Genomic DNA, 21,657 nt, shown 5'->3' with positions numbered 1-21,657 from the left:
GCAACGCCCTCGGCGTGACCCAGTCCATGGGTGCGGTCGGCACGAGCGCCGACAACGCACTCGCCGAGTCGTTCAACGCGACCCTCAAGCGAGAGATCCTCCAAGACCACAACTCCTGGCCCGACGAGGCCACCTGCCGCCGCGAAGTGTTCCGCTGGGTCACCCGCTACAACACCCGCAGGCGGCACTCCTGGTGCCGCTACCACTCCCCGAACACCTACGAAACCCTCTACCCCGCTACGCTCCCGTCGGCGGCGTAATCCACCACCGTGTCCATGAACCGGGGGTAAGGCCCGTGCCAGCGGCGTTGGAGGTATCGCGCTCGGGCGTGGGCGCGCACGCGTGGGTGTTCTTCACCGCGCCCGTGCCCGCCGAAACTGCTCGCAGGCTCGGTACCGCCCTGTTACGGGAGGCGATGGCGGTGCGTGGTCGCATGGACCTGGCCAGCTACGACCGGTTGTTCCCATCACAGGATGTGCTACCGGCGGGCGGTGTCGGGAATCTGATCGCCGCGCCTCTGCACGGCAAGGCGCGCCAGGACGGTGCGACAGCACCTAGGGATTGCTCGCCAACGTCACCTGTCATGTGACTGCTACACCTTTCATATGACTGGTACTTTGGTCATATGTTCTTCAATGAGCCGTTCGGCGGGATCATCCCCGGGGCACGTGGCGCAGTGCTTGCGGCCCTGCTGCGCACCGACACACCCCTGACCGGGCGACAGATCCATAGCCTGCTCAGCGACGACTACAGCCTATGGACTGTCCAAGAAGCCCTGAAGTCGCTGACCAAGCTCGGCCTGGCGGAGACCCAGACCATCGGGCGGGCCGGCGTACACACCATCAACGAGGAGCACGCCTCTGTGGCTCCGCTGCGGACTCTGCTGGACCCGGTGGCAGCCCTGCGAGAAGCGGTCAGCGCGGTGACCGACGGCGACGTGCAGGCAGTGCTCCTCTTCGGGTCGATCGCTCGCGGAGAGGCAACGCCGGACAGTGATATCGACCTAGCAGTCATTGCGCCGCCCGACTGGGACAACCGCGTTGAGCTTGAGGACAGTGTCCGTATGCGTCTCGGCAACGATTGCGATGTCCTCGTCTTGACCGAGGCCGACTTCAATCGGCTGGCTGCCTCGGGAGAGCCGGTCGTCAGCGACATCCTCCGTGACGGCGTCGCGCTGATCGGCGCCAAGCCGCGCGTCAAGCACGGAGCTGCATGATGGCCACGGCCGAGCAGCGCAACCACGCCAAGAGCTTCCTCAAGAAGGCCGAGGAGTATCTCGCCTCGGCCGAAGCCAACCTTGCCGCCATGCGGTACACCCCGGCAGCCGGCGACGCGATCCACGCCGGAATCAGCGCGAAGGATGCGATCGTCACCGCGCTCACCGGTTCGACAAGCAAGAAGAAGGATCACGCCACCGCGGCGAAGGAACTCCGACAGTCGCTGGCCAAGCGGGCCGAGGCCGCCGCAGGCGAAAGGGCGCTGCGTGAATTGGTCTCGGCCAAAGGTGATGTCGAGTACGGGACTGATGTGGTGACCGCGATCAAGGCCGAACCTCTGGTCCGCCGGGCGCGCACACTGGTGGAGCTTGCGGTCGAGATCGTGCGCCTCGGACGCTGACCGGCCACGTTGACGCACCGGACCAGGTGGCCGATACGTCGGCGCATTCGCTGGCGAGCTGTACTTCACTGCTGTACGGCAAGCGAAAGGCCCTCCCCGATGACTCGGAAAGGGCCTCTGACCTGGGTGGAGCTGAGGGGATTCGAACCCCTGGCCTCTTCGTTGCGAACGAAGCGCGCTACCAACTGCGCCACAGCCCCAGCTTGTCGCGGTGTTCCGTTGCGACCGCGAAACTCTAACACGCGATCGGTCGCTCTCTGAAACCGGGAGCGCTTCGGCCCGGGAGGGCCTTGCGGGCTTGGTCAGTCGCCGACGGCGCGGCGGATTTCGGGTTCCTCGACGGGGGCCGGGGCCGGCTCCGGTACGACGGGGGCCGCCTCCGGCTCGGGGTCGGCGGTGCGGGCTGAGGAGAAGACCTCCGGCCCGGACAGGCTGATCGTGCGGACCGTCCGATCCGGTGCCTTCTCCTTCATCACGTACGTCGGCAGCGTCACCGGCACCGGGTCCCAGAGGCCCTCGGCGGGCGGCGCAGGCTTCGTCGCGGCAACGGGCTCCGCGGCGACCGGCAGCTTGACCTCGATCGTCAGCTCGTGGTCAGGCGACGGTGCCTTAGCCGGGCCGCGATCGTGGTGGGCTTCCTGCCGCGCCCGGCGCTCGGCGGCCACGGCGGACCGCTCGCGGGCCTGGCGCCGAAGCTGCACGCGAGTGAGTACGACGAACGCCGCGATCAGCGTCGTCGGCATCGAGAGCGTCCACCACGCCAGCATCTGGAAGCTCGCCAGTGCCGTGACTGTCAAAAGCGAAAGGGTCAGGATCGACAGCACCCGCCGGCGGCGCATAGCGGCCACCCGGCGGGCTCGGTTCGGGACGTATCGCGTCGGCGGCGACAGATCCTCGGTGCCCTCATCCGGCGACGCCGCCTCAGGCGATGCGTCAGGCGAGCCTGGTGGTCGTACGACGTACCGCGAGCGCGCCTGGACGTCGGACTGCCGCGACAGCACGCGCGCAGCCGACGACGAGTACTTCTCCGCCGAGCGGCGCGCGCTGGCCTCGTCGTTGCGCTTCAGCAGCATCGGGACGAGGTAAGCGGCCCACGCGGCGACGATCGCCACATAGATCAGCCCTGTCGTCCCCATGCGACGACGCTAAGACCCCGGGAGGTTCAGGTCCGGTACGTGCGCCGGTGTGTCGCAAGAAGACTCGTGTGACTGGTGTGAATAAGCACGCAGCGTGATCAGCGCAATCGTGCTACCAGGCCGGGCCCGACTTCCTCGGCGTTGAGGGCGAAGATGCGATGGTCGCGCCAGTCGCCGTCGATGTGCAGGAAGCGCGGCCGGTCTCCTTCATAGCGGAAGCCGAGCTTCTCCACCACCCGCAGACTTGCCTTGTTCTCGGGGCGAATCGCGACTTCGAGGCGGTGCAGTCCGAGCGTGAACCAGCAGTGATCGGCAGCCAGCGCGACGGCTGCCGGCACGATCCCGCGGCCGGCGTACTGCTCGTCGACCCAGTAGCCGAGGTTCGCCCAACGCGCTGAGCCATAGGTGATTCCCGACACTGTCAGCTGCCCGACGAGTGGCCGCTTCGCCTTGGCGCCCGCGCCCGCAGCACCGGCGTACGTGATGACGAAGGGCAGCATGCGGCCGTAGCGGGCCTGGCGGTTCCAGTCGCGAGCCATTGCCCGGAAGGTACGTGCACCGTCGTCTGCACCGGGCGGCTGCGTCGCGTCCCAAGGGCGGAGCCAGCTGATGTTCCGCTGGCGTGCGGCGCTCCACTCGGGGCCGTCGGTGGCCTTGAGCGGCCTCAGGGTCACCTGCCCGTGTTGGAGTTCCACGGGCCAGTGCACGACCGCCATCAGTCCTGGTCCGACCGAGGGTGGTCTCCACCACGCACCTGGTCGACCGCATGTCGCAGTAGTGGCTCCAGCACGACCAGGCCGTCTTTGACGCCACCACGGGAGCCCGGCAGGTTCACGATCACCGTCCGGCCGGCTAGTCCGGCCAGTCCTCGCGACAGCGCCGCAGTAGGAACGCCCTGGCCTATCCCATAGGCACGGATGGCCTCAGCGATGCCCGGGATCTCCGTCTCGAGCACTGCTCGCGTGCGCTCCGGCGTCTCGTCCGTAGGCGAGATGCCAGTGCCACCTGTCGTCACTACGACGTCGTACTCCGCTGCGACTGCCGCCACTAACGCATCACCCACCGGTGCCCCATCGGGCACTACCTGCGGCCCGTCGACGGCGAAACCCCATGTAGCGAGTCGTTCCGCGATCAGCGGCCCAGTGGTGTCCTCATAGACCCCAGCGGCGGCACGGTTCGAGATGCTGACGACCAGAGCCCTCACGGCCGCTCCCAGTGCCCGGTCTTGCCGCCTTCTTTCAGCTCCACCCGTACGTCGGACAGCACAGCCGCCGGATCGAGTGCCTTCACCATGTCGATCACTGCAAGCCCAGCGACCGCTACAGCTGTCAGCGCCTCCATCTCCACTCCGGTCCGGTCGGTGGTCTTGACGGCGGCAACGATCAGTACTGCGTCGTCTGTCACCTCCAGCTCGACCTTCGCCCCAGTGATGGCGATCGGGTGGCACAGCGGAATCAAGTCCGGCGTCCGCTTCGCTCCCATGATCCCGGCGATCCGTGCGACAGCGAGTGCGTCCCCCTTCGGTACGCCGTCGCCACGCAGCGCCGCGACCACCTCTGCCGATACCAGGACCTTGCCGGAGGCAACGGCCCGCCGGGCGCCGGCCGTCTTCTCCGAGACGTCGACCATCCGGGCGGCACCGGTGGCGTCCACGTGGGTCAGCCCCCCGGCAGGTTCCGTCATCCGGTCTCCTCGTCCAGCAACCAGAGCTCCGCTTGCTCGCCGGCCCGGACAGCAGTGACGTCCTCGGGCACCACGATCAGCGCGTTCGAGCGGCTCAACCCGCCGAGCAGGTGCGAGCCGTGCCCGCCGACTGTACTGGCCATCCAGCCCTCATCGCCGGAGGTGGCCGCTGCCCGGACGAACTGCCGCCGCCCGGCAGGCGACGAGAACCCGTCCAGTACGACGCCCTGCACCGCCTGACGCCGGTACGGCATCGCACCCATCAGCTTGCGTAGTGCGGGCCGGACGAACACCTCGAACGACACGTACGCCGACACCGGGTTGCCCGGCAGGGTGAAGATCGGCACCTCGTCGTCACCCATCACACCGAAGCCCTGCGGCTTGCCCGGCTGCATGGCGACCTCGGGGAAGTCGATAGTGCCGAGCTTGGTCAGCACTTCCTTGACTACGTCGTACACGCCCTTGCTGACGCCACCAGAGGTGATCACCAGGTCCGCACGGACCAGCTGGTCCGACAGCGTGTCCATGATCTTCTTCGGGTCGTCATCGACGATGCCCACGCGGTACACGACAGCACCGGCCTGCCTAGCGGCCGCAGCGAGCGTGTAGCTGTTGGAGTCGTAGATCTGCCCGTCGCCCAGCCGCGTACCCGGCTCGCGCAGCTCGGCGCCAGTGGAGACCACTACTACTCGCGGCCGCGGACGCACCTTCACTCGAGCTCTGCCGACCGCAGCGAGTACTGCGATCTGTCGCGGGCTCAGCACGGTGTCGCGGTCCATCACCTTGTCGCCGGCCCGCAGGTCCTCGCCGGCACGGCGTACGGAGGCTCCTAGCGCCGGCTGCTGCACGATGCGGACGGACGCGGCTCCCCCGTCGGTCCACTCGACCGGTACGACGCTGTCGGCGCCGCGGGGCATCGGTGCGCCCGTCATGATCCGTACGCACGTACCCGGAGTCACCACGATCGGCTCACTCCGCCCGGCGGCGATCTCGCCGACCACGGGCAGGGTGATCGGGTTCTCCGGGGCAGCACCGGCCAGGTCGCCCGCCTGTACGGCGTACCCGTCCATGGCCGAGTTGTCGAAGCCAGGCAAGCTAACCGGCGACACGACGTCCTCACAGAGCACCAGCCCGAGCGCCTCCATCAACGGCTGCTCGAACGGCGGCAGCGGCCTCACCCTGCCGAGTACTGCTTCCAGATGCTCGTCCACACTCCGTCTCACGCAAGCGACTCTAGTCGCTCGGGGTAGCCGCCTTAGACCACGCATCCGCCGATCAGCGCAAGAGGAACTCCGTGACGGTCTGCCGAACAGTGCCCGCTCCGCTGACCTGCAGCGAGTGACCACCATCCGGTACTACGACCAGCCGCGACCCCGGGACGTCCCGTTGAGCCTCCTGCGCCCAGACCAGCGGCGTACCGAGGTCGCGCTCGCCGTGCAGCAGCAAAGCGTTGACTCCTCGCAGTGACAGCCCGTGGACCTCAGAGTCCTTGACCTTGGGCCAGTACTCGCACATCACCATCTCGCCATTCCCCCGCGCCGTTGCGGCGTTGAACGGCCACATCTGCTCGGGAGTCAGCTTGCTGACGGCCCGATCGGCCTTACGGGCCCTGCTGTGCTCAGGCGACTGGGCACCACCCCAGGGGAAGTCCAGATCGAGACAGAGAGTCGCCGCTTGGAGTCCCTGGCTGTACTGCGATGCCGGCGTCTGGCTGAAGCGGTCGACCAGTGCGAAGAGGTCTCGCAGCCGGGTGCTGTCACCACCAGCCGCCGCGTGCAGTGCCTCCGGGGCGAACAGGAGGCGGGCCGGGTCGACGTAGCCCATCATGGTGATCGCCTCGAGCAGCTTTGGGCCGAGAGCGGGGTCCTGCCGTACTACAGACGCCAAGTCGGCCGCAGGGTCGCCGGGACAGTTTCGGCCGGGAGCCGCGCAGACGTCCCGTAGCACTCGCGCGAACTCGCCGAAGGTCTCCACTAGCTCAGCCCGGAAGGAATCGACCGGCACTGTCGAGTCCAGTACGAGGTGGGTGACTCTGGACCGGTGTGCGGCGGCGTACCGCTGAGCGGTGTACGTGCCGTAGGAGACACCGTTGACTGCCCACCGGTCGACCTTGAGTGCTCGCCGTAAGTCCTCGAAGTCGGCAACGGAGTCAGTAGTCGCGTAGTGCTCACGGTCGGCGCCCAGAGTCGCTGCACACGCCAGCACTGCGGCCCTGCTCGGCACACGGAGGTCGCTGCCGCCACGCTCGCTCTGGAGCTCGGGACAGTTCAGTGCGTCCGCGCCTGTCCCTCGCTGGTCGAGCATCACGATGCGGTAGTCGTTCTTGATCCCCTCGAACGCCTGAAGCACTCGCGGCGCAAGGATCGGGCCTGGCTGCCCAGGTCCTCCAGTGAGCATCAGCATCGTGCGCTTCGCCTGCGGATTCCCTCCCACCAGGACGGGCAGGTCAAGAGTCTTACTCCGCCGGTCATCCCGATCCAGCCTGACGGTCAGCTCTCCGCACAGATAGGCAGCCAACTCGGGCTGTGCACACGGGCTGAGCCCAGTCCACGCCGGGTTGCTCGCCTGAGCCGTACTTCCGCCGGCCATCAGGCCAGCGATCAGGGTGGTCGCTAAAAGCAGGTGTCGGCGCATCGTGGGCTCCAAACCGATCAGGCGCTGGTGGCACACCTCACCTCGCCCACAGGACCGGCCGCCATCCATTCGAGACCTTCGAACTCTCGCGGCCGACCCCACCACGAGCGATGATGACTGAGATGATCCGGCTCGGCCTGAACGACCGCCAGTTGTCCACACTGCGGTTCACGGTGTCACCGATGATGCACGTGGTCGAAGCCGTGCTGTGGGTCCAACAGCGTCCACACCAGCCACCGAAATGGCTCCCACGGCGTTGGTCGCAGGTCTCACCAGCGAACCGCGCGCTGCTCCTCGACTTGATCGATCCCGCGACACACTCCGTCCCGGACTTCCTCATGCCGCTAACAGACCAGTACCGCCCTACCGCCGAGACTGAGCTGGCCGCCATCGCCGCCACTCCGCTTGACGACCTGCGCGCGCACCTACGCCTCACCTACCGGCTTGGACCGGTCGACGAGACCTTCGCCTGCCACCTGGGCGTAGTACCGGCTGTAGCCGACAAGTGGCGTAAGGAGCCGACGTCGCTGGTCGAAGCGGCTTGGGATGGCCAGAGTGCTCCGCTGCTGGATGCTGTCCAGCAGGCCTTGGCAGAAGCGTGGCAGGTGCTCCTGGCGCCGACCTGGCCGGTGATCCGCTCAGTGACCGAGACCGACGTCATGCACCGGCTGCAGCTCGTGAAGACGGCCGGGATGTCCTCTGCGGCCGTTGAACTCGTCGACGGCGAGGACTGGGACGGGCAGGCTGCACAGCTCGACTCCCCGCTCGAACTCGACCTGACGCGCCTGCACCATCGCATCGTGCTGGCACCCTCGGTACTGCTCGACCGCGGCCGGGCAGTCGTCATCTCCGGCGACGATCTACTGATCGGCTATCCCTGCCGAGGCCGCGCTGTCGTCATCGGTCCCCACACCACGGGCGACTCTCCCGTGGAGCTGCTGAACGACGGCCTAGGCACTCGCCATCGCCTGATAGCCGCCTTGGAGATCCCCCAGCCGGGACACAGCCTTGCCGCCCGTCTCGGCCTGTCCAAAGCCACCGTGTCCTACCACCTAGGACGACTACACAGCAGTGGCCTAGTAGAGCGCCGCCGCCTCGGCCGGGAGGTCTACTACGCCAGGACGCCCGCCGCAGACAGACTCACGACGCCGCTTCGGGATGCGCGCCCCACACCATCCTGATGTCCGGCACCCGCTCCTCGTTGGCAGCGCCGTCGGTACGCCGTACTTCGGTGAAGCCGTGCCGCCGGTAGAACGCCTGGGCCCGGGTGTTGCTCTGGAAGGTCCACAGCGCTAGCCCACCGGGCCGCAGGTCCTTGGCGAGATCCACCAGCGTCGAGCCGACGCCCTGGCCGGCCAACTCCGGGTCGACGTACAGCTGGTCGAGGTCGTCGCCGTCCAGCGTGAGCACGGCGACGATCCGGCCGTCGTCCATCGCTACCCAGCTCTGCCCGTCCGGTAGCAGCACCTCGGCGAACCAGCCGCGCACCTGTTCGGCAGTGTGGATCGCCGGTGGCAACTGCGACCCCTCAGCGTGCCGGGACCGCCACCAAACCGCTGCGGCCTCGTCCGTGTCGTACGGCTCCATCGGCCGGATCCAGACATCATCCACGGAGCTCGGTCCCGTCGGGGATCTCCCGGCGTTCGCCTGTTGGCGCCTCCACCTCGACCTCGCCGAGCACCACCACATCCTTGCCAAAGGCAACATCACCGCGGACCTCGAGCCGGTCGGCCCGGACCAGCGACGGCGGGCCGGCCGGGAACCGGGCCTCGAAGTCGGCGAGGATCTTGAAGTAGTCCGGATCCAGGTCGACGTACGGCTCGTCGCCCTCGTGCGTCGTGGTCAGGTCGCCCGCCTCGTTCAGGTCGTAGACGTCGGAGCGCAGTACGAGCAGGTCGTTGGTCGTCTTGACCGGCTTGAACCGGCGCCGGTCGACGACCACCGCCTGCGAGCCCTCGAAGGTCTCGATCGCGGTCCCCATCCCGGTCTCCAGCTGGATCACCTTCGGCGAGGAGGAGTCGGCCGGGTCGACGGTCTTGCGGTTGACGATGATCGGCAGCCCGAGCACGCCGTCGTGGCCGGCCATCAGCTCGGCGAGGCGGTCGAGGTCGATCCACAGGTTGTTCGTGTTGAAGGTCCGGTGCCGGGTGACGTCCTGGAAGTACAACGTGTCGTCCGGGTGCACCTGCGCACTGTCGCGCAGGATCAGCCGCCCATCGGACTTCCGGACGGCGACGTGGCCACCCTTGCGGTCCGACCTGGTCCGGCGGCAGACCTCCATCCCGAACGGGACCTCGTGCTCGGCCATCCAGGCGGCGATCCGGCCGTCCGGCGTCGCGCCGAGGTTGTCCGCGTTGGAGACGAACGCGTGCCGGAAACCCTTCTCCCGCAGGGCGTCGAGGGTGCCGGACGCGACCAGCGCGGTGAACAGGTCACCGTGGCCGGGCGGACACCAGGCCAGCTCGGGATCGTCGGGCCACTCGGCCGGCGTCAGGTCGTCGGCCAGCAGCTTGGGCTCCATGTTCTGCTGGAAGTCGAGCGGCACGCCGTCCACCGGCAGGTCGGCGTACTCGCTGAGGATCGCCAGCGACTCCTGCTTGGTCCGGAACGAGTTCATCAGGACCAGCGGCAGCGGTACGTCGTACGCCTTGCGGGTGGCCAGGATCTGCCGGGCGATGATGTCGAGGAAGCTCAGGCCGTCCTTGACCGGCAGCGCCGACTTCGGGCCGGTCACGCCCATCGACGTACCGAGGCCGCCGTTGAGCTTGATCACCACGGTCTCGGCGAGGGCGGCCCGGCGGGACTCCTCGTCCGCGTCGAGGTGCTCCAGGTGTGGCAGTTCACCCACCGGTTCGATGTCGTCCTCGCGGATCGTGCCCTGCTGGCCTGACTCGAGCAACCGGTAGTAGTGCGAGAAGACCTTGATGGCGACGTCGGCGGCACCGGCCGCGCGCATCTTCTCCTGTGCCTGTTGAAGACCTGCCTCACTCATGTCCCAACCCTAGGCTAGGCAATGTCACCGCGACGTTAAGTACGTCACTCCGCAACCCTAGGATCACGCTGTGCTCTCTTCGAAGGCGGCCATCCGTGCGCAACTGCTGGCCGCCCGGCGGCTCCTGACCGAGCCGTCAGGGCCAGGGCTGCTGGCAGTCGCCAGCGCGCAGGCCGAGGTGGTGGCCGCGCGGCGGATCGCGCTCTACATCTCGATGGGCAGCGAGCCGCAGACCGGTCCGCTGATCGACTGGCTGCTCGCCTCCGGCCGCGAGGTGCTCCTGCCGGTCCTGTACGCCGACAACGATCTCGGCTGGGGTATCGCTCCGGGCGCGGCGGACCTCGTTCCGGGGCGGCTCGGCCTGTCGGAACCCCCGGTGGACCTCGGGGCCAACGCGATCGCCACCGCTGAACTGGTGATCTGCCCTGCGCTCGCGGTCGACCGCCACGGCGTACGGCTGGGTCGCGGCGGCGGCTCCTACGACCGGGCCCTCGCTCGCGTCCCACCCGGTACGCCGACCTGGGCCGTCGTCCACGACTCCGAGATCGTCGACTCCCTCCCGGCCGATCCCCACGACCAACCGGTCGGGGCAGCCCTGACGCCAACTAGGCTGATTCAACTGATTCCCGGCAAAGGGCTGAGCTGATGATCGACCAGGTGACCTCGTCCGTCGACAGCGGCGCGCTGGCGGGTGCGGTCGCGCTGGTGAGCCGCGGCGGGGAGACGCGAGTGGACGCGATCGGCCGGCTCGCCTTCGGCGGCGCGCCGATGCAGCGGGACAGCTTGTTCCGGGTGGCGTCCTTCACCAAGCCGATCGTGGCCGCGGCGACGATGATCCTGGTCGAGTCAGGTCGTCTGGCGCTCGATGAGCCCGTCGACGAACTGCTCCCCGAACTCGCCTCGCCACTCGTACTGCGTCGCTCCGACGGGCCGCTCGACGACACGGTGCCGGCTTTGCGGGCGATCACCGTGCGGGATCTGCTGACGTTCCGGATGGGGCTGGGCGAGTCGGACAACCCGGCGATCCGCTCCCGCCAGGAAGGACTCGAGCTACGGACCTTCGGGCCGCCGAAGCCTCGATCGCCGCTGGGTCCGGATGAGTGGATGCGGCGGCTCGGCACGCTGCCGCTGCAGTACCAGCCGGGTGAGCGGTGGCTCTACGGGACCAGCGCGCAGGTGCTCGGAGTACTGATCGCCCGGGCGGCGGGGCAGTCGCTCGAAGACTTCCTGCGGCAGCGGATCTTCGAGCCGTTGGGGATGAGGGACACCGGGTTCACGGCTGGCGATCCCGCGCGGCTGACGACGGCGTACCTGGATGGCGAGGAGTACGACAGCGCGGCCGGGAGCCAGTGGTCGACACCGCCCTCGTTCCCCGATGGGGGTGGCGGGCTGGTCTCGACCGCGGACGACTTCAACGCTTTCGCTCAGATGATGCTTGCCGGAGGCAACGGAATTCTCTCGGCTGAGACTGTGCGGCAGATGACCACGGACCAGCTGACCGCGGAACAGCGAGCAGCTGGAGTCGCCTTCCTTGGACCGGACACCGGCTGGGGGTTCGGGCTCGGGGTATCGGTCGGCGACGGGCGTTACGGCTGGGCCGGCGGGCTCGGCACGCTCTGGTCGACGTCGCCGGATCAGCAGACCGTCGTACTGCTACTGACCCAACGAGCGATCTGGACCTGGCCGCCCGAGCTCTTCGCGGCTTTCGAGGACGCCTTCTAGTTCTCCGGTTTGGTGAAGGTGAGGGTGTGCTTGCGGGTCGCCTCGACCGCGCCGCGGGTGAAGGCCCACGGCAGTGTCTCGCCGCGCACCCACAGCTTGGTCTGATCGGTGTAGTTCGACATGAACGCATGGCCGGACACACCGGTCAGGTTGATCCAGCGCGACTTGTCGAAGTCGGACAGGTCGACCACCATCCGCATCGACGGCACCGCGGTCACCCCGTAGCCCTTCGACGCGTCCCACGCGGTCGCGTTGACCAGCGATGACCCGCCCCCCAGCTCGTACGGGCCGCGGTTGAAGAGCTTGTCCACCACGCCGATGCCCGACTCGCCCAGCGTCTGGTTCGTCAGCGTCAGCTTGTGCAGCCGGCCCCACTTCCAGCTCGAAGGCTCGCGAGCCATCTTGGTGGTGATCTCGGACCGGCCGTTGACGAGCGCCTCCCGGAGGATGTCGTCGCGACTCTCCCGCTGCGGGGTGCCCAGGTTGTCCCACCAGGTGCTGTTCGGCTGGGTGATCAGCTTGCGCATCACCTCGAACCAGCGCGACCCGCCATCCGGCCAGGCCCCCTCCGGCAACTGGTCATGGAAGGTCAGCTCGAGCAGGTTGCGCCAGACGATGTTGAAGTACGCCGCCGGCGCGGAGTCGGCCGGCTGGGTGAAGTCCCAGTTCCGCAGCGTGTCCTGGCCCTGCCGGTCGAACTCGTCGTTGATCTGGACGTGCAGCAGGTACGGGACCAGCGCCTCGGCGTTGCGGTTCTTGGTGTCGAGCTGGATCGAGGCCATCGCGTTCGCGTCCAGCTTGCCGGCCGCGCGGATCCGGTCGAGGATCTGCTGCGACCGGTAGCCGTAGTCCCAGTCGTCGGTCAGGTGGTACGGGTAGGTCTTCGGTACGACCGCCTGGTTCGCCGTCACGATGATGCCGTCGTCGGGGTCGGCCTCGGTCGGCATCGCCTCGAACGGGATGTAGCCCTTCCAGTGGTACCGCGAGTCCCACCCCGGCACCGGCCAGTCGCCGACGCCGACGTTGCGGATCGGGACGCGGCCGGGCGCCTGATACCCGATGTGGCCCTCGCGGTCGGCGTATACGAGGTTCTGCGAGGGGACCTCGAACAGCGCCGCGGCGGCCCGGAAGTCCTTCCAGTTCTGCGCCCGGTTGATCGCGAACAGCGCGTCGGCGGTCCGGCCCGGAGTCAGCGCGGTCCACTGGAGGGCGACGCCGTACGCCTCCGGGGACTTCAGCCGTTTGGCCGCCAGCTCACCGGCCTCGCGCTGGTCGTCGCCGACGTCGGAGATGATCGGGCCGTGCCGGGACTCCCGGACGGTGATCTTCTCGACCTTGTCCTGACCGGCGACCTTGAACGTCTCCTCGCGCTTGACCAGCGGGCGCACCTTGTTGTCGTAGACGACGGCGTCGGGACCGCTGAACTTCTCCAGGTACAGGTCGGCCACATCCGGGTCGAGGTTGGTGAAACCCCACGAGATCGAGCCGTTGTGGCCGATCACCACCCCCGGCAGGCCGGAGAAGCTGAACCCGGACACGTCGTACGGGCAGCGGGTGCCGACGTTGTTGCAGTGCAGGCCGACCTGGGTCCAGACGCCCGGCATCGTCGCGCCGAGGTGCGGGTCGTTGGCCAGCAGCGGTTTGCCGCTCGTGGTGTGCTCACCGGAGACGACCCAGGAGTTCGAGCCGATGCCGTCGCCGCGGCCGATCAGCTGCGGCAGGCCCTTCGCCACCTTGTCGACGGTGTCGAGCGACTTGAGCAGATCCTTCGTCAGCATGGCGCGCCGGGCTTCGGCGCCGGGCGGGGCGGCCGTGAACGTGCCGCCCTTGGTCACCGTGCCGGTCGGGATGATCGGCTCGTTGCGGTCGTAGGGGTAGTCCGGATAGAGGCTGGCGATGTTGGAGACCGGGTACTTCGCGGCGAGCTTGGTGCGGGTGATCTCGTCGTCCATGTTGCCGCCGAGATCCCACGCCATCGCCTTCAGCCAGGCCAGCGAGTCGGCCGCGGTCCACGGCTCCGGGTGATAGTCGGTGCCCTTCAGCGACAGTACGGCGTACTCGAGGCTGAGGCCCGAGCCCGCGTGCGTGCCCAGGTATGCGTTGACGCCGCGCGCGTAGTCGTCCAGATACTGCCGGGTGGTCGGTGTGAGCAGGCCGAGTTCCTTCTCCGCGACCCGGCGCCAGCCGAGCGTGCGGACGAACTTGTCCGTCTCCAGCGCGTCCTTGCCGAACAGCTCGGCCAGCCGGCCGGCCGTGACGTGGCGACGGAAGTCCATCTCGAAGAAGCGGTCCTGAGCGTGAACGTAGCCCTGCGCGGCGAACAGGTCGCTCGGCTGGTCGGCATAGATCTGCGGGATGCCATTGCCGTCGCGGACCACCTCCACGTCCGCGTCAAGGCCGGTCAGCTCGACCGTCCCGTCGTAGCTGGGGAAGGAATGGCGGACGACGAAAATGCCGGTCCCGGCCACCACCAGGAGCAAGGTGGCGATCACGATTCCGGACAGGATGATGACTCGCAGCAGGCGACGCACGGACCAAACCTAGAGAATGCGGCCCCGCACCCCAAATGCTGCTCCCCCGGTTGTGGACAACCCTCACGGTTTCGGGCCCCTTCGCGTTCCATCCGCATGATCACCGAACTCGAGTTCGTTCCCGTCCCTGCCACCGATCTGGACCGGATCCGCTGCAACGGCCACGACGACTTCGGCAACCCGCTGGTTGCCCGGACCTCGGGGGCCGGCGCGCCGCTGCGCTGCTGCCTGACGCTGTCCGGTGAGGGCGAGCAGATCGCCCTCATCTCGCACCGCCCATCCTCCCTGGGCGGCCCGTACGCCGAGGTCGGGCCGGTCTTCGTCCACGTCGGCCCCTGCCCGGGTTTCACCGGCCCGGACTTCCCCGCCGACTTCGCCGACCGCCACGCTGTACTGCGCCCGTACGACGCCGCCGGGCAGATGCTGGACGGCGTACTGGCCGAGCCCGGTGAGAGCGAAGGCGAGCTGAAGCGGCTGTTCGACGATCCCGAGGTCGCGCTCGTCCACGTGCGCAACGTGATCGCCGGGTGCTGGAACTTCTCCGTCCGGCGCAAAGCGGCCTAGACCGGGTGCTGGCGGGCCCGAAGTTGGAATACTTCGGGCCCGTGACGCATTATTAGCAGTCGAGTAGTAGGAGTGCCAGCGGCCTGAAGGGGAATCCACGTGCCGACGTACCAGTACCAGTGCACCGAGTGTGACAACTCGCTCGAGGTCCGCCAGAGCTTCACCGACGATGCCCTGACGGTTTGCCCGGAGTGTCAGGGGACCCTGCGCAAGGTCTTCAACGCGGTCGGCGTCGTCTTCAAGGGCTCGGGCTTCTACCGCACCGACAGCCGCTCGTCCGGGACCAGCACGGTGCCCGCGAAGAGCGAGGCGTCGGCTTCGTCCTCGTCTTCGTCCTCCTCGGCTTCGTCGTCGGACTCGTCGGCTTCGGCGTCTTCCTCAGGGTCGAAGTCGGACTCGTCGTCGTCGACCTCCGGGTCGTCGTCGGCCAGCAAGACCAGCGCCGCCTGAACTTTTCCGGATTCCCTTGTGGATAACGAGGGAACGGCGCTCGAAGGCTCGTACTTTCTCTGGCATGAGCCAACCTTTCCCCCGTGCCCTCCTCAAAGCCGCTCGCCGGCACCGTCGTCTCCTGGCCGCGCTGTCCGCGGCGGCAGCCGTGTACTGCGGCCTAGCGGCCGTTTCCCCACCACCAACACCGACCGTGGCCGTGCTGGCCGCCGCCCGAGATCTGACCGGCGGCTCGCCACCGGCCGCGCGCGACCTGCGCACCGTGCGACTACCTCCCTCGGTCGTGCCCGCCGGTGCTCTCCGCCCAGGCACTGACCTGACCCGACGCGTCCTCGCAGGGCCAGTACGCTCTGGCGAGCCACTCACCGACGCCCGATTCCTCACACCCGCGTCACTACCAGCCGGCCAATTCGCCTATCCGGTGCGCGTCGACGACGCCGACCTGACCGCTCTCCTCCAGGTCGGCGACCAAATCGACCTGTACGCCGCCACAAGCACGCCCGGCGACTCCGCTACCCCACTGGCCAGCGCGGTCCGCGTGATCGCCCTACCCGCCCCACGGGCTTCAACCACCGCAACGTCAGGCGCATTGGTCGTAATCGCCGCGAGTCGCGACGTCATCGGCCGGATCGCCCAGGCTACGGCGAACACCCGCATCACCTTCGCCGTGATCCCTGACACAAGCTGATCGACTGGTCGGCTGGTCACTTATCGGACAGGTGCGGTGGCGATCCGTGAGGTCGCGGCGCGGTCCCTCGCCATCCAGTGAGCCGACGCCTACGTTTTGCGGGGTAACCCAGCCGAGGGCCCGCCCGGGCCCCGCACCGTGGAGGCAATGTCATGCTCGAGGGCTTCAAGAAATTTCTGATGCGAGGCAACGTCCTCGACCTGGCGATCGCAGTCGTGATCGGCACCGCCTTCGCCACCGTGGTGAAGACCGTGGTCGACAACCTCGTCTCCCCGCTGATCGCCGCGATCGGCGGCTCGAACGTCAACGGCCTGGCAGTCCAGCTCAACGACAAGAACGACAAGACGATCATCGACTTCGGCGCCATCGTGAACGCCTTCGTGGTGTTCTTCCTGACCGCCATCGTCGTCTACTTCGTCCTGGTCGTCCCGATGAAGAAGCTCCAAGACCGCCGCGCCGCCAAAGCCGGCACCCCCGAGGAAGAGCCCGAGCCCCTCACCATGGACCAGGAACTCCTAGTAGAAATCCGCGACGCCCTCCGCGCCCGCCAGTAACCCCACGCCCGCAGCACGACGCCGAACGCCCCTGCCCACGCCACACCACCCGCCAGGCTTGTTAGCTGCTGGTTGGGTATTGGAGCCAGGTGTAGTTGATGGGTTGGGGGGCGTTCCACTCGGCTGCGAGGGATTCGGCGACGGAGTGGAAGCCGACGCGGAGGTAGGCACGGATGGCGGGTTCGTTGTCGGGGCGGACGCGGAGGAAGATGTCGGCGTAGCCCGCGGAGAGGGCCTGTGCGAGCAGAGCGCGGACGAACTCGGTGCCGATGCCCTTGCCGCGAAGGTCGGGCGCCAGGATGAGCCGGGCGAGTTCGACCTCGTCCTCCTCGGCGTCGAGCCACAGTTCGCCGTACGCGATCGGGGTCTCGCCGTCGAAGTACAGGTAGGCCTGGATGTCGTCGGAGATCGTCCGCCAACTGGTCGAGATGTCGGCCGGGAACGGGTACTCGTCGCGGCCACTCAGCAACAAGACCTCCTGCGCCGAGCTCGCCCAGCCAGCCACAAGAGCCGTGTGCTCACCCTCGAACGCCCGCAACTCCATCGGAACTCCCTCCGCAAACCCACCCCGTTGGTGGAACGGATTGTCCGGTACCGCGGGGAAGTGCGGCCAGCGGATTGCTCCATCGTGCAGGCGCTGCAGCCCTCGCTGCTCAGTGGTGCGGCGGGACCTCGCGCAGGATTCGTTCGTCGTCGTCCTCGCTGCCGGAGTCGTTCTCGCCCCAGGCGCGCGGGTCGTCGTCCCGGGTCTGTTCGGGCAGCAGCGGCTCGTCGTCTTCGTACGGGCTCGTCATGCCTCCAGATTACCGGCGCTCAGAAGGAACCGGAGCGCACGACCGGGAATGCGATCAATCCTGGCCGGGAATCCGGGGCAGATTCTGCTGCCGCCCCTCCAGTTCCGCCTGCTGCTCCCCCGCCTGAACCTGCGGCGCGGTCGCCGCCTGGACGAGCGGCGCGATGCCGGGCTCCTGCTGCCAGCGATCGCCGAGCACACACCACGCGGTGAGTACCGACAGCGTGGGCACGGCCAGGCCGCCGAGGCGCAGCGGTTCGGCGTTCTGGAAGCCGAACGTCACCGTCCAGTTAGCCGGATCGGGATAGAACTCCTGGACCGCGTTGTAGTAGAAGCTCAGCCAGCCCCGGCCCGGCAAGTGGCACATCAACCGGTAGTTCGTCGCGATCGTCGGGACTTCCTGCAGATCGCGCCAGAGCACCTGGGTATTGCGCCGGGCAGCCGCCTTCCGGCTCGCGTTGACCGCCGCGTTCGCCGCCATCATGCCGAGCACCATGCCCGGCTTGCCGATGAACACTCCACCGCTGGTGGTGTAGCGCCCGCTCCCGGCGTACAGGCGGGCGTAGTGCGCCGGGGTCTGCAGGTACGCGGTTTCCCCTTGCTCCAGGACGATTCCGTACAGCGTGAGCGGCTGTGGGGTGTTGCCGCCGATCAGCCAGCGTGCCCAGTCCTGACCGAGCTGCCATTCCTCCCGCTCGCGACGCGCGAGTTCGGCCGCGTCCTTCCTCTTGCCCACGTCCGTCCTTCCGGTCGGGTCAGTCCGGTTGTCGCCAGATCATCCCATTGCGGCGGACCGAACAGGCCGCACGCGTCACAGAACTGCTGCTTTTGGCACTCGATCCGCCTCGTGACCAGATAGAGGCCGTGCCGTGACAGTTCTGCCACGACCAGTGAGATCCTCCTCGACCATGATGGGTCTCCTTGCCCAACCCGGAAGGACCGAGTCGTGAGTGCATCAAGGACACGGGGCTTCATCGGGGCGACGCTCGTCGTGACAGTTCTCGGATTTACCGCCGCCTGCGGTAACGAGAGCTCCGGCGCCGGCGCCCAGCCCAGCCAGACGCCGACCACCCCCGGCACAACGCCCACCCCTACCGCCACACCCAGCGGAACACCGAGCATGGACTGCCCGGAGACCATCACCGCCGTCCGTGCAGCCATCAGCAAGGCCGTCTGGGGCAAGGGGACCGCCAAGTCCCTGTTCCAGCCGGTGAGCGTCACGATCTGCCAGTACGACGCCCAGGCGGCCGGCCAGGACTACGCCACCGTCACCACCAAGCGGACCGCCAAGCAGGCGACCGATCTCTTCGCTCTGGTGAACAGCGCGAAGCCGGTGGCCAAGAAGCCGGCCATGTGCACCAAGGAACTGGGCCCGACCTACGTTCTGCGGTTCACCGACAACGACCGCGGCGTGCTCTCGTACACGGCCGAGGCGTTCGGTTGCCATCAGCTGGTGGCAACCTCTCTCGAAGGTCAAGGCAAGCCTGGTGAGCTCGCCGCGCCGCGGCAGGTCACTCCCGAGCTGGTGAAGGCGCTCGGCCTGCGCTGACCCTGCCCCGGACGCGCCCCCCGAAGCCGTCCGGGCCGGGGTCACCCCGCCCGCCTTGCGGGTCACCTCTGGGGTCGACCCGCAAGGTGGGTGGCAGAGCCCCGCCTGCTGCGCACCCACAACCCGCCCCAGGCGTCCCCGCCGGGGTGAGATGGAACTGTGTGTGAATCTGTGCAGCACCCTGGGTAGCACACTGCGTCTAATAGGTGTGAGGTGTTTTGCGCCCAGCTGGGGAGTTGCGAGTGGAGTTCGAGGAGTACGCGTCCGCGCGCGGGCAGGAACTGGTGCGTCTCGGTTTCACCATCTCCGGCGACTACCAGCGGGCGGAGGATCTGGCCCAGATCGCGCTGATGCAGGCGTTCCGGTCCTGGCGCAAGGTGCAGCGGGCGGACGATCCGCATCTCTACGTGCGCCGGATCCTGATCAACTCCTACCTGTCGATGACGCGTCGCCGGTCCTTCACCGAGGCCCCGGCGGCCGACCTCGACACCGATCGCACGGTGCCGGATCCGGCCACGGACATCGTGAACTCCGACGACCTCTGGCGAGCCCTCGCCACGCTGTCGGCCCGGGAAAGGGTCGTCCTGGTGCTGCGCTACTACCAGGACCTGGACGACCGCACGATCGCCGATCTGCTCGGCATCAAACCGTCCTCGGTGCGCGCGACCGCGAGTAGAGCCCTCGCCGCGCTCCGCAAGACGAGGCAGTCCCACCGTGTTGATGAGAGGTTGTCGTGAGCAAGACAGAGCTCGAGACAGTGCTAGAACTAGAGGACGGCCTGCGCGCCACATTCGAGCGCGCCGCGGCTTCCGTCCCGCTGGCCGCCGACCTGGCCGGCCGCGCCACCGCCGGCGCGCAGAACGCGCAACGGCGTACGTGGCTGGCATCCGGTACTGCGGCTGCCGCGGTGGCCGTGATCGCTGCAATCGGGTTCAGCCTGCACAGCTCGTCCCAGTCGGACCCACAGCCGGCAGCCAGCAATCCGACGCCTGCCGTCTCGAACGCTTCGGCTCCTGCCGCCACCGCGCAGACAGTGACCGGGAGCTGGCGCCCAGTGCGACTGAACGGCTTCACCGCGCTCAAGACGGCGCGCCCGGAGGACCCGATCATCACCTTCAACGCCGACGGGACCTGGATCGGCTCCGACGGCTGCAACGCGCTCAGCGGCACCTACTCGATCGGCCAGCGCGGCGAGTTCACCAGCAAGTCGAACGGCCAGCGCCTGGTCGGCTGCGAAAACGTCCCGCACACCGCGGTACTGCTGGCCACCACGCGGATCACGAGCGACAAGACCAACCTGACATTCTTCGCCGGCGACGGGCGTGAAGTTGCGAGATACGCTCGCGCACGGTAGTCAAATTTGCTTGCGGACGGTGATCGGCTATTGACTATGAGCAGTCCCTGACCGGACGATTACGGAGGCCGTCCACCGATTGGGGAGCTAAGTGCGACTCTCAGCTACCGTCCCGCTGCTCGCGCTTTGCTCAGTGTCACTGGCGGCCGTCTCCGTCCCGGCGCTGCCATCGACCGCTGCGCCGACGGCTGTGACCAAGACAGCGGTGTGCAACCACGCCGACCCGAAGGCGACGTCCTCCAATTCGGCGAGGCTCTCCCAGCCCGTCTCGGCGAAGGACCCACGCCCGCTCGGCCAGGCGATCGGCGAGGGCGTGACGACCGCCATACGGTCGATCGAGCCGCTTGACGCTACTGGGCGTCCGACGTCCGGCCTGCCGTACGGGCTGAGCCAGGGCATCGTCGGCGTACTGGGGTCGGCCGAGACCGGCTACAAGGTTGTCATCGACGACTCGGTGGCCGACGAGAAGAAGTACCAGGCCGCCGTCTCCAAGAACGTGCCGGCCGTCGGCATGAAGATGCTCGGCGTCGAGCGCAGTTGCCGCTCCGCCCGCTCGATCGCCGACGCCTGGAACCGGGTCGGCGCACGCTCATGGACCGACGCGGCCAAGAGCACCTACACCGCCGACCTCGATCCAGCCTCCGAGGATGTCGTGGTCGAGTACGACAAGGCAACCACTTCTGCCGCCGCGGTCGAGGCGCTGCAGTCGCTGGACGGCGTACGGGCGTTGGCCGGGGCCGCTCAGCGGATGTCCCGGCTCAATGACACCGCGAAAGGCGGTCACTGGGGCGGTGCGCGGATCACGTCCGCGACCAAGAACTGCACGGCAGGCTTCTCCGTCATCAAGCGATCCAGCGGCCAGCGCGGCTCGGTCACCGCCGGCCACTGCGGCGGCAAGGGCACGGTCTGGCGCTCCGGCACGAACTACTACGGCACCACGACGGTCCGGACGAACTACCCCGACTACGACCAGTCCCTGCTGACCGGCAGCTCGTACGGCGCCAAGATCTGGACCGACGGCCCCGGCGACTCGGCCGACACCCGCACCGTCAAGGGCGCCGGCGACCCGGCCCTCGGCGCGTCCGTCTGCCAGTCGGGCTCCTTCAGCACCTCGCTGTGCGGCATCACCGTCAAGTCGCTCAGCGCGAAGTACTGCGACCCCGACGGCTGTACGACGTACGTCATCCGCGCCACCCGCGGCAACGCCGTAGCCATCATCGGCGGCGACTCCGGCGGCCCCGTCTACACCCGCTCAGGCTCCACCGGAGCAACCATCCGAGGCATCACCTTCGCCGGCTCCGGCTGCACAGCCTCCCGCTGCACCACCCTGTACGCCGAACGCTACGCCTCCATCGCCGGCCACCTGGGCATCACCGCAATCACCGGCTGA

At 68.0% G+C, this 21,657-nt stretch carries 27 protein-coding genes and 1 tRNA gene; 15 read left to right on the top strand and 13 right to left on the bottom strand.

Annotation, left to right across the window (positions count from 1 at the left end; genetic code table 11):
• The 4 genes from A3ES_RS0141285 to A3ES_RS0141275 all read left to right on the top strand — a co-directional run.
• Positions 1-260 (top strand): integrase core domain-containing protein (locus A3ES_RS0141285; RefSeq protein ID WP_020390813.1); only part of this gene is annotated, 260 nt, incomplete at its 5' end.
• Positions 194-589: a TOTE conflict system archaeo-eukaryotic primase domain-containing protein gene (locus A3ES_RS57340; RefSeq protein ID WP_420323166.1), complete on the top strand. Its 396-nt coding sequence runs from the start codon at positions 194-196 to the stop codon at positions 587-589. The genes A3ES_RS0141285 and A3ES_RS57340, both read left to right, overlap by 67 nt.
• Positions 590-625: 36 nt before the next feature.
• Positions 626-1,216 carry a nucleotidyltransferase domain-containing protein gene (locus A3ES_RS0141280; protein WP_020392714.1) on the top strand — a complete coding sequence of 197 codons (591 nt, stop codon included), beginning with the start codon at positions 626-628 and terminating at the stop codon, positions 1,214-1,216.
• The gene (locus A3ES_RS0141275; protein WP_020392713.1) at positions 1,216-1,617 is read left to right on the top strand and encodes a hypothetical protein; all 402 of its coding nucleotides are present in this window, start codon (positions 1,216-1,218) and stop codon (positions 1,615-1,617) included. Before A3ES_RS0141280 ends, A3ES_RS0141275 begins: the two co-directional genes overlap by 1 nt.
• A gap of 127 nt (positions 1,618-1,744) precedes the next feature.
• Here A3ES_RS0141275 and A3ES_RS0141270 read toward each other — a convergent pair.
• From A3ES_RS0141270 to A3ES_RS50250, 7 genes are all read right to left on the bottom strand, one after another.
• Positions 1,745-1,817, bottom strand: a tRNA-Ala gene (locus A3ES_RS0141270).
• Positions 1,818-1,919: 102 nt separating this feature from the next.
• Complete coding sequence (gene sepX, locus A3ES_RS0141265; protein WP_020392712.1) at positions 1,920-2,753, bottom strand: divisome protein SepX/GlpR; 834 nt, start codon at positions 2,751-2,753, stop codon at positions 1,920-1,922.
• A 98-nt stretch (positions 2,754-2,851) separates the two neighbouring features.
• Entirely contained in the window at positions 2,852-3,427 is a 576-nt protein-coding gene (locus A3ES_RS0141260) for a GNAT family N-acetyltransferase (RefSeq protein WP_272944665.1), read from the bottom strand.
• A gap of 41 nt (positions 3,428-3,468) precedes the next feature.
• Positions 3,469-3,957, bottom strand: a complete 489-nt coding sequence (locus tag A3ES_RS0141255; RefSeq protein ID WP_020392710.1) for a MogA/MoaB family molybdenum cofactor biosynthesis protein — start codon at positions 3,955-3,957, stop codon at positions 3,469-3,471.
• Entirely contained in the window at positions 3,954-4,436 is a 483-nt protein-coding gene (moaC, locus tag A3ES_RS0141250; RefSeq protein WP_020392709.1) for a cyclic pyranopterin monophosphate synthase MoaC, read from the bottom strand. The genes A3ES_RS0141255 and moaC overlap by 4 nt, the downstream gene beginning before the upstream one ends.
• Positions 4,433-5,659 (bottom strand): molybdotransferase-like divisome protein Glp, encoded by a 1,227-nt coding sequence (glp, locus tag A3ES_RS0141245; protein ID WP_026163679.1) that lies wholly within the window; start codon positions 5,657-5,659, stop codon positions 4,433-4,435. The genes moaC and glp overlap by 4 nt, the downstream gene beginning before the upstream one ends.
• Positions 5,660-5,711: 52 nt before the next feature.
• Positions 5,712-7,070 (bottom strand): alpha/beta hydrolase, encoded by a 1,359-nt coding sequence (locus A3ES_RS50250; protein ID WP_063746055.1) that lies wholly within the window; start codon positions 7,068-7,070, stop codon positions 5,712-5,714.
• A gap of 113 nt (positions 7,071-7,183) precedes the next feature.
• On the opposite strand from A3ES_RS50250, the gene A3ES_RS0141235 reads away from it, so the two are divergent.
• Positions 7,184-8,251, top strand: coding sequence for an ArsR/SmtB family transcription factor (locus tag A3ES_RS0141235; RefSeq protein WP_020392706.1), 1,068 nt, complete (start codon positions 7,184-7,186; stop codon positions 8,249-8,251).
• On the opposite strand, the gene A3ES_RS0141230 is transcribed toward A3ES_RS0141235, so the two are convergent.
• Both A3ES_RS0141230 and A3ES_RS0141225 read right to left on the bottom strand, forming a co-directional pair.
• The gene (locus tag A3ES_RS0141230) at positions 8,211-8,681 is read right to left on the bottom strand and encodes a GNAT family N-acetyltransferase (RefSeq protein WP_020392705.1); all 471 of its coding nucleotides are present in this window, start codon (positions 8,679-8,681) and stop codon (positions 8,211-8,213) included. The genes A3ES_RS0141235 and A3ES_RS0141230 overlap by 41 nt on opposite strands.
• On the bottom strand, positions 8,674-10,062 hold the full coding sequence (locus A3ES_RS0141225) for a UTP--glucose-1-phosphate uridylyltransferase (protein WP_026163677.1): 1,389 nt from the start codon (positions 10,060-10,062) through the stop codon (positions 8,674-8,676). Before A3ES_RS0141225 ends, A3ES_RS0141230 begins: the two co-directional genes overlap by 8 nt.
• 70 nt (positions 10,063-10,132) lie before the next feature.
• On the opposite strand from A3ES_RS0141225, the gene A3ES_RS0141220 reads away from it, so the two are divergent.
• Both A3ES_RS0141220 and A3ES_RS50245 read left to right on the top strand, forming a co-directional pair.
• On the top strand, positions 10,133-10,708 hold the full coding sequence (locus A3ES_RS0141220; RefSeq protein ID WP_020392703.1) for a 5-formyltetrahydrofolate cyclo-ligase: 576 nt from the start codon (positions 10,133-10,135) through the stop codon (positions 10,706-10,708).
• On the top strand, positions 10,708-11,784 hold the full coding sequence (locus A3ES_RS50245) for a serine hydrolase domain-containing protein (RefSeq protein ID WP_020392702.1): 1,077 nt from the start codon (positions 10,708-10,710) through the stop codon (positions 11,782-11,784). The genes A3ES_RS0141220 and A3ES_RS50245 overlap by 1 nt, the downstream gene beginning before the upstream one ends.
• Here the strand turns inward: A3ES_RS50245 and A3ES_RS0141210 are convergent.
• Positions 11,781-14,315: a penicillin acylase family protein gene (locus tag A3ES_RS0141210; RefSeq protein ID WP_020392701.1), complete on the bottom strand. Its 2,535-nt coding sequence runs from the start codon at positions 14,313-14,315 to the stop codon at positions 11,781-11,783. The genes A3ES_RS50245 and A3ES_RS0141210 overlap by 4 nt on opposite strands.
• Before the next feature lie 96 nt (positions 14,316-14,411).
• Here A3ES_RS0141210 and A3ES_RS50240 point away from each other — a divergent pair, with 96 nt between their 5' ends.
• From A3ES_RS50240 to mscL, 4 genes are all read left to right on the top strand, one after another.
• Positions 14,412-14,879 (top strand): DUF1203 domain-containing protein, encoded by a 468-nt coding sequence (locus A3ES_RS50240; protein ID WP_020392700.1) that lies wholly within the window; start codon positions 14,412-14,414, stop codon positions 14,877-14,879.
• Positions 14,880-14,978: 99 nt separating this feature from the next.
• A complete protein-coding gene (locus tag A3ES_RS57480) occupies positions 14,979-15,329 on the top strand; it encodes an FmdB family zinc ribbon protein (RefSeq protein WP_083934023.1) in 351 nt (116 codons plus the stop codon).
• Between the two features lie 64 nt (positions 15,330-15,393).
• Entirely contained in the window at positions 15,394-16,017 is a 624-nt protein-coding gene (locus A3ES_RS0141195) for a CpaB family protein (RefSeq protein ID WP_026163676.1), read from the top strand.
• Between the two features lie 152 nt (positions 16,018-16,169).
• Positions 16,170-16,571, top strand: coding sequence for a large conductance mechanosensitive channel protein MscL (mscL, locus tag A3ES_RS0141190; RefSeq protein ID WP_020392697.1), 402 nt, complete (start codon positions 16,170-16,172; stop codon positions 16,569-16,571).
• Positions 16,572-16,632: 61 nt separating this feature from the next.
• Here the strand turns inward: mscL and A3ES_RS0141185 are convergent, their stop codons facing one another.
• The 3 genes from A3ES_RS0141185 to A3ES_RS0141175 all read right to left on the bottom strand — a co-directional run bounded on the left by A3ES_RS0141185 (position 16,633) and on the right by A3ES_RS0141175 (position 18,100).
• Positions 16,633-17,115, bottom strand: a complete 483-nt coding sequence (locus tag A3ES_RS0141185; RefSeq protein ID WP_020392696.1) for a GNAT family N-acetyltransferase — start codon at positions 17,113-17,115, stop codon at positions 16,633-16,635.
• Positions 17,116-17,224: 109 nt separating this feature from the next.
• Entirely contained in the window at positions 17,225-17,365 is a 141-nt protein-coding gene (locus A3ES_RS55300) for a hypothetical protein (RefSeq protein ID WP_020392695.1), read from the bottom strand.
• Between the two features lie 54 nt (positions 17,366-17,419).
• Positions 17,420-18,100 carry a hypothetical protein gene (locus A3ES_RS0141175; RefSeq protein WP_020392694.1) on the bottom strand — a complete coding sequence of 227 codons (681 nt, stop codon included), beginning with the start codon at positions 18,098-18,100 and terminating at the stop codon, positions 17,420-17,422.
• A 210-nt stretch (positions 18,101-18,310) separates the two neighbouring features.
• On the opposite strand from A3ES_RS0141175, the gene A3ES_RS50235 reads away from it, so the two are divergent.
• The 4 genes from A3ES_RS50235 (at position 18,311) to A3ES_RS0141150 (ending at position 21,657) form a co-directional block, all read left to right on the top strand.
• Positions 18,311-18,913: a hypothetical protein gene (locus A3ES_RS50235; protein ID WP_237745188.1), complete on the top strand. Its 603-nt coding sequence runs from the start codon at positions 18,311-18,313 to the stop codon at positions 18,911-18,913.
• A 242-nt stretch (positions 18,914-19,155) separates the two neighbouring features.
• A complete protein-coding gene (locus A3ES_RS0141165) occupies positions 19,156-19,650 on the top strand; it encodes a SigE family RNA polymerase sigma factor (protein ID WP_020392692.1) in 495 nt (164 codons plus the stop codon).
• Entirely contained in the window at positions 19,647-20,267 is a 621-nt protein-coding gene (locus tag A3ES_RS0141160; RefSeq protein ID WP_020392691.1) for an META domain-containing protein, read from the top strand. Before A3ES_RS0141165 ends, A3ES_RS0141160 begins: the two co-directional genes overlap by 4 nt.
• A gap of 91 nt (positions 20,268-20,358) precedes the next feature.
• A complete protein-coding gene (locus tag A3ES_RS0141150; protein ID WP_237745187.1) occupies positions 20,359-21,657 on the top strand; it encodes a S1 family peptidase in 1,299 nt (432 codons plus the stop codon).

Source organism: Kribbella catacumbae DSM 19601, assembly GCF_000372465.1.
Lineage (GTDB): Bacteria > Actinomycetota > Actinomycetes > Propionibacteriales > Kribbellaceae > Kribbella > Kribbella catacumbae.
This window is presented reverse-complemented; position numbering and strand designations above follow the sequence as displayed.

Bases quoted from the DNA above. Each gene is read 5' to 3' on its own strand.
- A3ES_RS0141185 (WP_020392696.1), bottom strand. From the start codon at position 17,115: ATGGAGTTGCGGGCGTTCGAGGGTGAGCACACGGCTCTTGTGGCTGGC.
- A3ES_RS50240 (WP_020392700.1), top strand. From the start codon at position 14,412: ATGATCACCGAACTCGAGTTCGTTCCCGTCCCTGCCACCGATCTGGAC.
- A3ES_RS0141225 (WP_026163677.1), bottom strand. From the start codon at position 10,062: ATGAGTGAGGCAGGTCTTCAACAGGCACAGGAGAAGATGCGCGCGGCC.
- A3ES_RS50250 (WP_063746055.1), bottom strand. From the start codon at position 7,070: ATGCGCCGACACCTGCTTTTAGCGACCACCCTGATCGCTGGCCTGATG.
- A3ES_RS0141275 (WP_020392713.1), top strand. From the start codon at position 1,216: ATGGCCACGGCCGAGCAGCGCAACCACGCCAAGAGCTTCCTCAAGAAG.
- A3ES_RS0141195 (WP_026163676.1), top strand. From the start codon at position 15,394: ATGAGCCAACCTTTCCCCCGTGCCCTCCTCAAAGCCGCTCGCCGGCAC.
- A3ES_RS0141280 (WP_020392714.1), top strand. From the start codon at position 626: ATGTTCTTCAATGAGCCGTTCGGCGGGATCATCCCCGGGGCACGTGGC.
- mscL (WP_020392697.1), top strand. From the start codon at position 16,170: ATGCTCGAGGGCTTCAAGAAATTTCTGATGCGAGGCAACGTCCTCGAC.
- A3ES_RS50245 (WP_020392702.1), top strand. From the start codon at position 10,708: ATGATCGACCAGGTGACCTCGTCCGTCGACAGCGGCGCGCTGGCGGGT.
- sepX (WP_020392712.1), bottom strand. From the start codon at position 2,753: ATGGGGACGACAGGGCTGATCTATGTGGCGATCGTCGCCGCGTGGGCC.
- moaC (WP_020392709.1), bottom strand. From the start codon at position 4,436: ATGACGGAACCTGCCGGGGGGCTGACCCACGTGGACGCCACCGGTGCC.
- A3ES_RS55300 (WP_020392695.1), bottom strand. From the start codon at position 17,365: ATGACGAGCCCGTACGAAGACGACGAGCCGCTGCTGCCCGAACAGACC.
- A3ES_RS0141235 (WP_020392706.1), top strand. From the start codon at position 7,184: ATGACTGAGATGATCCGGCTCGGCCTGAACGACCGCCAGTTGTCCACA.